The 11,296-nt window shown below is 70.4% G+C and carries 11 protein-coding genes; 7 read left to right on the top strand and 4 right to left on the bottom strand.

Annotated elements, in window-relative coordinates:
* Window positions 1–162 precede the first annotated feature (162 nt).
* From ACZ5K7_RS12700 to ACZ5K7_RS12685, 4 genes are all read right to left on the bottom strand, one after another.
* Window positions 163–1,377, bottom strand: coding sequence for a PucR family transcriptional regulator (locus ACZ5K7_RS12700; protein WP_468912958.1), 1,215 nt, complete (start codon window positions 1,375–1,377; stop codon window positions 163–165).
* A 330-nt stretch (window positions 1,378–1,707) separates the two neighbouring features.
* On the bottom strand, window positions 1,708–2,145 hold the full coding sequence (locus tag ACZ5K7_RS12695; protein ID WP_468912957.1) for a DUF1003 domain-containing protein: 438 nt from the start codon (window positions 2,143–2,145) through the stop codon (window positions 1,708–1,710).
* A 785-nt stretch (window positions 2,146–2,930) separates the two neighbouring features.
* The gene (locus tag ACZ5K7_RS12690) at window positions 2,931–3,344 is read right to left on the bottom strand and encodes a hypothetical protein (RefSeq protein ID WP_351705615.1); all 414 of its coding nucleotides are present in this window, start codon (window positions 3,342–3,344) and stop codon (window positions 2,931–2,933) included.
* Between the two features lie 81 nt (window positions 3,345–3,425).
* Window positions 3,426–3,956 carry an HdeD family acid-resistance protein gene (locus ACZ5K7_RS12685; protein WP_351705618.1) on the bottom strand — a complete coding sequence of 177 codons (531 nt, stop codon included), beginning with the start codon at window positions 3,954–3,956 and terminating at the stop codon, window positions 3,426–3,428.
* A gap of 476 nt (window positions 3,957–4,432) precedes the next feature.
* On the opposite strand from ACZ5K7_RS12685, the gene ACZ5K7_RS12680 reads away from it, so the two are divergent.
* The 7 genes from ACZ5K7_RS12680 (at window position 4,433) to ACZ5K7_RS12650 (ending at window position 11,218) form a co-directional block, all read left to right on the top strand.
* Window positions 4,433–5,593, top strand: a complete 1,161-nt coding sequence (locus ACZ5K7_RS12680; RefSeq protein WP_351705621.1) for a DUF4037 domain-containing protein — start codon at window positions 4,433–4,435, stop codon at window positions 5,591–5,593.
* A gap of 417 nt (window positions 5,594–6,010) precedes the next feature.
* Window positions 6,011–8,464: a sensor histidine kinase gene (locus ACZ5K7_RS12675; RefSeq protein ID WP_468912954.1), complete on the top strand. Its 2,454-nt coding sequence runs from the start codon at window positions 6,011–6,013 to the stop codon at window positions 8,462–8,464.
* Window positions 8,465–8,532: 68 nt separating this feature from the next.
* Window positions 8,533–8,967 (top strand): roadblock/LC7 domain-containing protein, encoded by a 435-nt coding sequence (locus tag ACZ5K7_RS12670; RefSeq protein WP_046728213.1) that lies wholly within the window; start codon window positions 8,533–8,535, stop codon window positions 8,965–8,967.
* Between the two features lie 2 nt (window positions 8,968–8,969).
* The gene (locus ACZ5K7_RS12665) at window positions 8,970–9,341 is read left to right on the top strand and encodes a DUF742 domain-containing protein (protein WP_351705625.1); all 372 of its coding nucleotides are present in this window, start codon (window positions 8,970–8,972) and stop codon (window positions 9,339–9,341) included.
* Window positions 9,319–9,918, top strand: coding sequence for a GTP-binding protein (locus tag ACZ5K7_RS12660; RefSeq protein ID WP_351705628.1), 600 nt, complete (start codon window positions 9,319–9,321; stop codon window positions 9,916–9,918). Before ACZ5K7_RS12665 ends, ACZ5K7_RS12660 begins: the two co-directional genes overlap by 23 nt.
* Before the next feature lie 61 nt (window positions 9,919–9,979).
* Window positions 9,980–10,561, top strand: a complete 582-nt coding sequence (locus ACZ5K7_RS12655; RefSeq protein WP_450973039.1) for a GAF domain-containing protein — start codon at window positions 9,980–9,982, stop codon at window positions 10,559–10,561.
* Window positions 10,562–10,618: 57 nt separating this feature from the next.
* Window positions 10,619–11,218 (top strand): TetR/AcrR family transcriptional regulator, encoded by a 600-nt coding sequence (locus tag ACZ5K7_RS12650; RefSeq protein ID WP_351705634.1) that lies wholly within the window; start codon window positions 10,619–10,621, stop codon window positions 11,216–11,218.
* Window positions 11,219–11,296 lie beyond the last annotated feature (78 nt).

The raw sequence follows: 11,296 nt of genomic DNA, 5'->3' as shown, positions 1-11,296 counted from the left end.
TGACTGGACCCGGACCTGCAAGCGGCGGACGACGCGCAGAGCGGCACGCGAGCCGGTTCTGGCGAATCGGCCGGTGAGGACGTGCCGAGTCGCGTGATCAGCACGAACACACGACGAGAGCCGGGATCCTCGTCTTCTACCGTGCGCGCGGCCCCGGCCGGTTCAGCCGTCCGCCGTCTCGGCGTCGACCGCCGGCTTCGACGACGGTGCCTTGGACGTCTGCCTCACCGCGCGCAGCGCGAGCGAGAGTTCGGTGATGCCGCGTGGATCGGTCAGGGAGCGGCCGGTGCGCTCGGCGATCCGGCGCAGGCGCGTACGCACGGTGTTGGGATGGACATACAGAAGTTTGGCGGCTTCGTCCGCCGATCCACCACAGCCGTACCACGCGTCCAGCGTGTCCAACAGCAACTCGCGTTCGTCGGTCGGCAGGGCCTCGACCGGACCGAGCACCTTGGCGGCGACGCGCGCCATGACATCGGGTGCGCCGGCCGTCGCGACCGAGACCGGGCAGTCATCGAAGACGGTCACCGCATCGCTCTCCGCGTCACCGCTGCGCATGGCGACCTTGGCGAATTGCAGCGCGTCCCCAGTGTGGGACAGGTGGTCGTAGGGAGGACTCACCCCCACACGGTGCTCCGCTTGCTGCCGCAACACCTCGGTGAGTTCACCCAGGTTCCGGGAGGTACGCAGATACACGATGCCCAGTTGGAGATCGGGGCGCAGCCGCCAGGCGGACAGGATGCCGCGCCGGCTCAGCACGGCTGCGACATCCGGGAGGGCCTGTCGGCCTACCTGCGGTACCTCTGCGGCAACTACGGTGAACGGTCCGGTGCGCGGCACGCCCAGGACCTCAGCGGCGGACCACAAGACGTCGGCGTCCATACTCCTGCCGTCCAGCAGCGCCTCCACCAGTGCCGAACGCTCATGCTCGCTGGCGAGGAGCCGCTGGGCCACCGTGTCGTGGTACCCGGAGACCATGGCCTCGGTGATGCTGTCGTGCAGCCCCCACATCGCCGAAGCGGCGGCAACCAGCTTGTCGCTCGCCACGGGGGTGGTGGTGCTGGCTTCGAGAGCCATCACCTCCCAGTAGTACCTCACGCCTACGCGGTAGGCCCTCATCACGGCGGGAAGCGGCACGTTCTGCAGGGCGCGTCGGCGGCCTATGCCGGCCGCGGCCACGGTGTCCACCGGTACCCGTGCGGTCAGCCCGTGGAGGGCGTTGCTGAGGTGGGTCCGACATGCCTCCTCCAAGTCCCCCGTGGGCACCACGTCGTAGTCCCGTGAGCCGGAGCGGATCCGTGCCGTCATCTCCTTCGCCAGCTCGTCGACGCGTTCGAGCAACACGGTCGCCAGGGTGCTGATGTCCTTGTCGACCACAGTGTTCTCCGGCTCAGCGATCAGGGAAACGAGGCTCTACGGTGTTTCCGGGGGGCGGCTGCCAGCATAGTGGCGGGATGCCGGCGGTGAGGCTTGGTCGTCTCCGGTTCTGTCCGGAGTTCCGTGAGTCTCACGGTCCGGTGAGGATCCGGCTGCGGAGGAGCCGGCAGATACCCGGCCGTGTAGGGCCTGTTTGAGGGGTTTCACACGGTTGACGTGGCCTATCCCGGCGGACAGAGCTCAGGTGCGACCAACTGGCCTTCCTTGTCGCGGAGTTGGTTCGGCTCATGACGCCAGTGGCAGGCACTGACACAAATCTCGCCACCTGGGTCACGACAGCTCGCGCCGCAGAGACGCCTTGTGTTCTCCGGCCAGCAGCCGTTGGTGCAGCTCGCTGGTCATGGTGCGGATGGCGCGGGTCAGTTCGGTGTTGGTCTTCAGCTCAAGCTCCTGCTCGACGAAGTCGTGGTCGGCCTTGGCCTGTTGGAACGCGGCCTGGCGGTTCTGGCCGATCATCACGAAGGTGGAGAGGAAGATCGCCTCCAGCGAGACGACCAGGGTCAGCGTCGGCCAGGGGCTGTCTTCGGCCAGGAGCATCCACGCGGCGAAGCCCACCGCGTGGATGTAGACGAAGAGCATGGAGCCGGCGAACTTGGTGATGGCGTCCGCGATGCGCACCTGCAGGTCGGAGGCCTGCCGAGCCAGGTGGGCGGCGACCACGGGGTGGTGCTGAGGGGGCTGCGCCTGCTGTGGGTCCGACTGGGGCATGAGGACTGCCTTTCCTGCGGATGAGTAGAGCCTCGGTAGGTCGAGGTGCGCGGTGCCGCGCGGGTCTGGCTGCTCGGGCTCCGGTAAGGGCTGCCGCAGGCGGTGCAGGTGCCGGTCCGCCACCTCAGTAGATCCTTGAGGGTGCGCACTCCGGTGCGGTGGGTTCGGGGTTGTCCAGCGGCAGGCCGGCTTGGCCGACGGTGAGGAGGGCGACACAGCGCTGCCGACCGCGCCAGGTACGGCCCCGACAGCAGGATCCGCTGGGACAGAACACCCTGCCCACTGACGCCGGCCGCCTACTTCCTGGTCGGCCCGCGGTGACAGTTTGCCCGCCGGCCGCACTGCGAGCGTGCGGAAGCGAGGGCCACCGTCGCCGACCGGCTCGGCGAGGGATATGCCGGGGCGAGGTAGCAGGGCAGGATCGGCGGCCGGCTCACCGCAATCCGACCGCGAGGACACCGCGGTCCGCCATTCGGCGGCGTACCCGATCTGTCCGGGCACGCCGACTGCTGTCATCTGTCCCGGTCCTGGGCCTCTTTCGCAGGCGGGGACAGGCGCTACGGCAGAGGACAGGACGCTTGGTCGCCCGCAGTGTGAACGGAGACCGCGACCTGATGGTTCGCAACGTTCACGTGGCAGTTCGAGGTCACTACCGTCGAGCGGTGTGTCGCAGAGAACGGTCCGCCCTGGACCGCGACGTGACAGACGGTACGTCGCGGTCCAGGGCGGATCGACCGGCTCGGTATCGGAGGTGATGCCAAGCCGGGTTTCATGGGGAGGTTCCCCTACTGAGCGGCGAGATCGTCGGCGTCGGCGCGAGCGAGTACGGCGTCCACGACGGCGTACTCAGCCTGGTCCAGCACGTAGAAGACCAGGGCGATCGCGTCGGCGGCATCCTGCTCGGCGTCGTCGGCGCGGCGCTCGGCCCGCTTGAGGTCGCGTTCGGCCTTGTGCTCGGCGTTCGCCGCGCGGCGTTCGGCGAAGTGCTTCTCCACCGAATTATGCACCTCACTCAGCCGACTCTGTGCCCGGGCCTTGGCATCGTCGGCCTTCGCTCCAGCGGCGTCCAGGGACGCCTCGAGGCTGGCCTTCTTGGTCTCCAGCTGCTCGCGGTTCTTCGCCTTGGCAGCCGTGGCGGTGTCCTCGACCTTCTTCGTCCGGTCTGCCAACCGGCTGAGCTGGTCCGAAAGCTTGTCCATGGTGATTCCCATCTCGTGAAGTTGATTCGGTGGGGTCGCGGATATCGCGCGGCACGGGCCACGCCCGCACGTCGCTCGCCTCTAGGCCGCTCGCTGCCGCAGGTGGACCGAGAGGACGATGCCCGAAGCCCCGTACATCAGGCTGAACAGGCCGAACACAGTCGCCAGGGACAGTGCGCCGACGTCCGGCCGCACGAAGAGAGCGAACGCCAGCGCGGCGGATGTCAGCCCGGTCAGCATGAACATCGCACGCTCCCCGGCGGACTCGCCCTCCTGGGACGCCATGCCGATCTCGACAGCGCCCGTGACCAGCGCCCACCCAGCGACCCAGAGGGTGAGTGCCAGAGCCGTGATGCCCGGCCACAACAGCGCGGCAGCCCCGCCCACGGCGGACAGCAGAGCCAGCAGCAGCCAGCCGAAGACCGGCCCCGCCCGGTTGCTGCTGAACGCGCGAACGGCGTCGTTCGCCGCGGCGAAGAAGGCGTAGAAGGCGAACAGGTAGACAAATGTGCCCACGGTGATGCTGGGCCACACAAGCGAAACCAGCCCGAACGCAACCGCGAGGATGCCGCGCCACAGCAGTGCGTTGGGTGAACCGATGATGGTGATCACTTCCCGTCTCGACTAGCCATGGTCGGTCGTGAGTGCGGCAGACCTGGCCGGACTGTTGAGAGACAACGCGTGGTTGTACGTGCGTTGCCATGCCCCTGACCGGCCGCTTTCCCAACCCTGAGGCTAGGGCGCCAGGGTCCGTGCCCCATCCGTCATATGACTGCACTACCGTGCAAATCTGGCCGCGCGGGTTCGAAGCGGCCCAGGTCCGAGCCGGCTGGCGTGCCACGACGGCGAGCGGATCGCGTACGGCGCCGGTGTGGCGGTCGCTGCCGATGACGCTTGTCCTTGTGGCCAGTAGCGGCCAGTCGCGGAGCGAGGCCGGGCGGCAGGACCTCAATCTGGCCGGCGAAGCGGCGACGTGGGACGCGGACGATCTTGTGAAGTGACGGCGCCACCGGTGTGGCGGTGACGTGAAAGTGGCGTGCATGCCCCTGCACAACCTGGGCAGGGGCATCGGCATGAGTCATGCACATATGCCAACCCCTGCTTTTTTACCGGGCCTTGAGCTGTCCCGGCGCTTCTACACCGAGGCCGTACGCTCGCTGCTGGAGGAGGCCGCCCCCGGCGTTCCGCACTCGGCGGCCCGGGTCGGCCCAGGCTCCGAAGTCCTCGGTTACGACACCGAACGCTCTGCCGACCACGAGTGGGGCCCGCGCCTCCAGCTCTTTCTGCACCCCCACGATGTGTCCCGCTACGGTGGGCGGATCAGACATGTGCTCGCCGAACACCTCCCGAAGACCTTTCACGGCTGGCCCACCCACTTCGCCGCCACGGGGGACCGCGACATCCGGGTCATGCGGGTCACCGACGGCCGCGTGCACCACCGGGTCGAAGTGACCGGTGTCTCCTCCTGGTTCCGTGCCGTCCTCGGCTTCGACCCGGCCTCCGGTGTCACTCCGGCGGACTGGCTCGCCACCCCCACCCAGCTTCTCGCCGAGGCCACCGCCGGCGCCGTGTTCCATGACGGCCTCCACACACTCTCCCCGGCCCGGGCCGCCCTGGGCTGGTACCCCCATGACCTCTGGCTCCATGTACTCGCCTGCCAGTGGCAGCGCATCGCCCAGGAGGAGGCCTTCGTCGGCCGCTGCGGCGAGGTCGGCGACGAACTCGGCTCCGCCGTCGCGGCCGCCCGCCTGGTCCGCGACCTCATGCGGCTCTGCCTGCTGATGGACCGGCGCTACCCGCCCTACGGCAAGTGGCTCGGCAGCGCCTTCGCCCGGACCCCGACGGCCCCTCGGCTCACCCCGGTGCTCACCGCCGCTCTCGCCGCCACGGACTGGCACGCCCGCGAGCGGCACCTGGCGCACGCGTACGAGATCGTGGCCCATCTGCACAACGAACTGGAGCTCACCGACCGGGTCGACCCGGCCACCCGCCCGTACCACTCCCGGCCCTTCCGGGTGCTGCGCGCCGACCGCTTCACCCGGGCCCTCGTCGCCCGGATCAAGGCCCCCGGCATACGGGAGCTGCCGACCGTCGGCGCGGTGGACCAGTTCGTCGACAGCGCGGACGTCCTGAGCCGCCCGGACCGGACGCGGGCCGTGGCCGAGGCGGTGACGGACGCCGACCGGCACGACGGCCCGCCGCGGACGAGGGCACACGGTGGCCGAGGGGAAAGAGGTCACCGTGGGTGATGTTCTGGGGGGTGATGGCGGGGGTGCGACAGGCCGCGGGGTCGTCCTTCCGGGCCCGTCATGGGTGCGCGGGCCAACGGCCGGCGAGGGGTGCGGTGTGCCGGCCGCTCCGGCCCTCGCTTTCTCCTTGTGACCGTTTTTGAGCAGCTCAGATCGGTCTTTGGCTGTTCAGGAGTGAGGTGACGAGGGGGTTATCGGTCTTTCGTGCGACGGCTCATACCAGAGCAGGACCATCTCCGGGGGACTTTGTCAACTGCCCACCGCACATGATGCCTTGGCGACTACTGTGAGTGTCCGTCGGGCGACACGGGGCCGAATTCTTTTGCGGTCCCCTCGGCCGACACCGCGATGGCGCATGCCCACCTCGCGCGGCACGCGCGAGCAATTCAGGCCCGACGGACCAGTACGAGGACGCAGATGTCTCACCTCCGTGCACCGGCCGCCCGCGCCGACCGCCGTGAGGGCGGTCGGCACGGACGTCCGGTCGCCCGACCCGTTCCCGCGCTGCCCGAGACCCACATACGGCCTCAGCTGATGCGCCTCGCCGTGCTGCCGCCGGTCGCGGTGGCGCTCAGCGGCTGTGCGGCCGTCCTGTTCACCGTCCGCTCCACCGGGGCCCGGCCCAGTCTCACGCTGCTGGCCGTGCTCACCGGAGCGGTCTCGGTGACCGTCGCGGGCATCGTGATCGCCACCGTGGCCGCGGGCCGCGCCGCCCGCTCGGTCAGTGACCGCGTCGGCATCCTGCGCCGCAACGCCGCCCGCGGCGAGGCCGATCTGCTGGCCCTCGTCGACGCACTGCGCCGCGGCGAGACCCCGCCCCCGCGCAAGCCGCGCGGTGGACCGCCCGAGGACGCCGACGACTTCGAGCTGCTCGCCGCCGACCTGTCCCGCGCGCACGACGGCGCCGTCACCGCCGTCGTGCAGGCGGCCCAGCTCTCCAGCCACGCCGGCAGCGAACAGAAGCTGGAGGTCTTCGTCAACCTGGCGCGGCGGCTTCAGTCTCTCGTGCATCGAGAAATCTCGATCCTCGACGAGCTGGAGAACGAGATCGAGGACCCGGACCTCCTCAAGGGTCTCTTCCACGTCGATCACCTGGCCACCCGCATCCGGCGGCACGCCGAGAACCTCGCCGTGCTCGGCGGCGCCGTGTCCCGGCGGCAGTGGAGCAACCCCGTCTCCATGACCGAGGTGCTGCGCTCCGCCATCGCCGAGGTCGAGCAGTACTCCCGGGTCAAACTCGTCCCGCCGATCGACGGCGAACTGCGCGGGCACGCCGTCGCCGACGTCATCCACCTCCTCGCCGAACTCGTCGAGAACGCCACGGTGTTCTCCGCCCCGCACACCCAGGTGCTGCTCCGCGCCAACCTCGTCACCTCCGGCCTCGCGGTCGAGGTCGAGGACCGCGGACTCGGCATGCCGGTAGGCGAACAGTCCAAGATGAACGCCCTGCTCGCCGACCCCGACCAGGTCAACGTCGCCAGCCTGCTGGCCGACGGCCGCATCGGCCTCTTCGTCGTCTCCCAGCTCGCCCGTCGCCACGGCATCCACGTCCGCCTCCAGACCAACATCTACGGTGGCGTCCAGGCCGTCCTCGTCGTCCCGCAGGGCCTGCTGGGTACGGCACCGGGCACACCGGGGGAACCGGGAGCGGTACCGCAGCCGCGCGACGCCGGGGCCGGGGGCGGCACACCGGGAGCACCGGGTGGTGCGCCGGGAGCCGGGGCCGCCCGGCCGTCCGACGCCACCGGGACGCCGGCCGCCATCCACGGCGGCGCCCCCGGGCCGAACGCGGGAGCCGGGGGCCGGGCGGCCGCCCCGGCCGGTGCGCCGGCCGACCGACGGGCCGCGCCGCAGCAGGGACCGGCCGCGGCCGCCGCCGGCGGGCGGCGCCGGCACGCGCAGCACGGGGGCGCCCCCGCGCCACTGCCGGTACGCGGCACCCAGGAGACCCGGCCCAACCCCGCCGAGGCGCTGCCCGGCATCCGACCCGAGGACCGGCCCGCGGTCGCCGAGCACGCCGGCGCACCGCCCGTCCCGCGCGGCGGCTCGGTGCGCGGCACCATGGGCAAACCCCAACTGCCGCGCCGCCGCGCCCAGGAGCACATCGTCCCCCAACTCCGCGGCGGCCCGGCACCCCGTCAGGACAACGAGGTACCGGCCGGACACGACCCCGGCCTGATGGCCGCCTTCCAGCGCGGCATCGGTCTCGCCGAGGCCCAGCAGCATCTGGAAGCCACCCAGACGGAGCCGACAACCGCCGAGTCCATGGGCGGGCCACATGGAGAGACCTTCTATACCGGGCTGACCGATGTGGGCGTTGCCGACATGGGCGGCCCCGGTATCGGCATGGCCGACACGGGCGTCGACGACGGATCCGGCGTGACAAGGTCCGGCGAGGCGGCCGGGGACGCTGCGAGCAGCGCATCCCACGCCACACACGCGGACGCCGCGCATATGGATGCCATGCACATGGACGTCACGCACTTGGAGGCCACACCTATGGGCGCCGCCCATATCGAGGCGGCACACCGGGAGGCCGGGCACATGGCCCCGGACTACACAGCCTCGGACTACACAGCCTCGGACTACACAGCCTCGGACTACACAGCCTCGGGCTACACAGCCCCGGACCGGTCGGTTCTCGATCGGATGACGTCGGATCCCCTGAGGCCGGATCCCACGGCGTCGAACCCCATGCCGCTGGACCACCTGGTCCCGGACCACACGGCTCCGGCTCACATGAGCCGGGCACAAGGTGCCCCGGTCGAACCCCAGGCCCCGTCCCGGCCCCAGTCGCACTCCCCGGCCCTGCGCCCGGTGCACACCTCCGAATTCACCGCCCGGCCCGACGGGAGCACACCGGCCGGATGACCCGCACCGTTTCCACCCCCACCCCCACCGCTCCCGCAGACCTTCGTACCCCAAGGAGTCGATCCACCATGGCGAGCGATGCGCCGACCGCCCAGGTATCCGACCTCGACTGGCTGATGAGCGGCCTCGTCCAGCGCGTACCCCACACCACCAGCGCGGTGCTCCTGTCCTGCGACGGACTGGTGAAGTCCGTCCACGGCCTCGACCCGGACAGCGCCGACCACATGGCGGCGCTCGCCTCCGGCCTGTATTCGCTCGGCCGCAGCGCGGGCGTCCGCTTCGGCGACGGCGGGGACGTCCGTCAGGTCGTCGTCGAACTCGACTCGACGCTGCTGTTCGTCACCACCGCCGGCTCCGGCACCTGCCTCGCCGTGCTGGCCGGCCGTGAGGCCGACGCCGCCGTCCTCGGCTACGAGATGGCGATGCTGGTCAAGAGCGTCCGCCCGTACCTCGTCACCGCGCCCCGGCAGCATGCCGTCGAACCCACGGCGATGAGGCCTTGAGGGTGGCGGCAGCCGGCGACGGGCCATGGCTGGACGATGCGGCCGGACGCCTGGTGCGCCCGTTCACGGTCAGCAACGGCCGTACCGAGCCCAGCATCGCCTTCGACCTGATGTCGCAGGTGATGGCCACCGGGGCCACCCCCCTCGGCTACCTCGGCCCCGAGCACGCGCAGGCGCTCGACCTGTGCCGCGCACCCGTCTCGGTCGCCGAGATCGCCGCGCACCTCAAGCTGCCCGCCGTGGTCACCAAGGTGCTGCTCTCCGACCTCGTCGACTGCGGGGCGCTGACTGCCAAGCCCCCCGTTTTCCACCACAACCCCACTGACCGGTCTCTTCTGGAGGCAGTGCTCGATGGACTACGACGACAGCTGTGACCCCTTCCCCACCGCGCTGAAAATCCTGGTGGCGGGTGGGTTCGGGGCCGGCAAGACCACCTTCGTGGGCGCGGTCAGCGAGATCGCGCCGCTGTCCACGGAGGAGCTCCTCACCACGGTGAGCGCCGCGACCGACAATCTCGACGGCATCGAGAACAAGGTCGAGACGACCGTGGCCATGGACTTCGGCCGCATCACCCTGGACCCCGAACACGTGCTCTATCTGTTCGGGACGCCCGGGCAGGAGCGGTTCTGGTTCATGTGGGACGAGCTGTCCGAGGGCGCGCTCGGCGCGGTCATCCTCGCCGACACCCGCCGTCTGGAGGACTGCTTCGCGGCCGTCGACTTCTTCGAGGAGCGCGGCCTCGGCTTCATCGTCGCCATCAACGAGTTCGACGGCTCCTACCGCTACGACCCCGAGGAGGTGCGCGCTGCCATCGACCTCGACCCGGAGGTGCCGGTCGTCCGCTGTGACGCCCGTATCTCCAGCTCCGGCGTCCAGACCCTGCTCACCCTCGTCCGCCATCTCATCGCCCATGCTCCGGTCTCCGCGCCGAGCCACGGCGCCCACATGTGAACCCCATACATCGCTCACGGAGCCCATATATGACCCACGTCCACAGCGACGGAGCCCGCCCATGAGGTACGACCCGTCGCGCCCGGCCGGTCGCCTGCTGCTCACGCCGGAGGACAAGGAGGTGCCGGTACGTACCCGGCGCCTCGGCCAGCTGGGTCTCGGCGAACGCCCCGATCCCGAGCTGGACGCCTACGCGGACCGGCTCGCCGAGGTCACCGGGACCCCGTACGCCATGGTCAACTTCATCGGCGAGAACCGGCAGTTCTTCGCGGGCCTGCACCTGCCGGCCGTGCCGCCACCGGTGGTGAAGCCCGACGGGACCACGCCGGTGCTGGGCCGGGAGCTGGCCCGCGACCATGGGTTCTGCCCCCACGTGGTGGTCCGGCGCAAGGCGTTGGTCCTGGAGGACGTCGGCGACTACCCGCGGTTCGCGGGCAACCCGGTCGTCGACGAGTTCGGGGTCCGTTCCTATCTGGGCGCCCCGCTCATCGACAGCACGGGGACGGCGCTCGGCACGGTGTGCGTGGTCGACGTGGAGCCGCGGCCCTGGGGCCGGGCCGGTCTGGAGACCATCAAGTCGTCGGCGGCGGAGCTGGTGGCCCGCATCGAGCGACGCGAGGCGGACGGGCTCCCGGTGCTGTGACGAGAGGAACGGTCGCTTCACTAGCCGACCGGTCTAGTACGTCCGTAGGCTGGTGGCATGGGACGCACCAGTGATGCCAAGCGGAAGATCCTCGACTCCGCCCGCTCGCTGATCGAGGGGCGCGGGTACTCGGCGCTCGGGGTGGCCGAGATCTGTAAGGCGGCCGGGGTGCCGAAGGGGAGTTTCTACTACTTCTTCGAGTCCAAGGAGGCCCTCGCGCTCGCGGTCGTCGACGAGCACTGGGCGACCCAGAAGCGCGACTGGACGCAGGCCCTGACCGGCGAGGCGGAGCCGCTTCAGCGGTTGCGGCGGCTGTTCGAGGAGACGGAGGCCGGTCAGCGCGCCGTCCAGCAGGGCTGCGGCACGGTGGCGGGCTGTCTGTTCGGGAACCTCACTCTGGAGCTGAGCAACCAGACCGAGGTGGTCCGCGGGCGGTTGCAGGAGATCTTCGACGCGCAGGTCGGCATGGTGGAGTCGGTCATCGCCGAGGCCCGCGAGCGCGGCGAGGTCGGTGTGACCGACACCAGGGAGGCGGCGCGGGCGGTGGTGGCCCAGCTGGAGGGCCAGGTGATGTTCGCCAAGCTGTACAACGACACCCAGCGGCTGAGCCCGATGTGGCAGAACTGCCGGGCCCTGCTCGGCGTGACGGCTACCTAGCAGAACCCCTCCCGACCAGCTGACCTCACACACCGTCACCCGCGGCCCGGTAGCCGATCACGAGAGGGCGAAACCTCA

Source organism: Streptomyces sp. NPDC031497 (assembly GCF_055580905.1).
This window is presented reverse-complemented; position numbering and strand designations above follow the sequence as displayed.

Excerpts from the sequence above, each read along its gene's own strand:
- ACZ5K7_RS12695 (WP_468912957.1), bottom strand. The coding sequence starts at position 2,145 with ATGCCCCAGTCGGACCCACAGCAGGCGCAGCCCCCTCAGCACCACCCC.
- ACZ5K7_RS12690 (WP_351705615.1), bottom strand. The coding sequence starts at position 3,344 with ATGGACAAGCTTTCGGACCAGCTCAGCCGGTTGGCAGACCGGACGAAG.
- ACZ5K7_RS12680 (WP_351705621.1), top strand. The coding sequence starts at position 4,433 with ATGCCAACCCCTGCTTTTTTACCGGGCCTTGAGCTGTCCCGGCGCTTC.
- ACZ5K7_RS12675 (WP_468912954.1), top strand. The coding sequence starts at position 6,011 with ATGTCTCACCTCCGTGCACCGGCCGCCCGCGCCGACCGCCGTGAGGGC.
- ACZ5K7_RS12670 (WP_046728213.1), top strand. The coding sequence starts at position 8,533 with ATGGCGAGCGATGCGCCGACCGCCCAGGTATCCGACCTCGACTGGCTG.
- ACZ5K7_RS12660 (WP_351705628.1), top strand. The coding sequence starts at position 9,319 with ATGGACTACGACGACAGCTGTGACCCCTTCCCCACCGCGCTGAAAATC.
- ACZ5K7_RS12655 (WP_450973039.1), top strand. The coding sequence starts at position 9,980 with ATGAGGTACGACCCGTCGCGCCCGGCCGGTCGCCTGCTGCTCACGCCG.
- ACZ5K7_RS12650 (WP_351705634.1), top strand. The coding sequence starts at position 10,619 with ATGGGACGCACCAGTGATGCCAAGCGGAAGATCCTCGACTCCGCCCGC.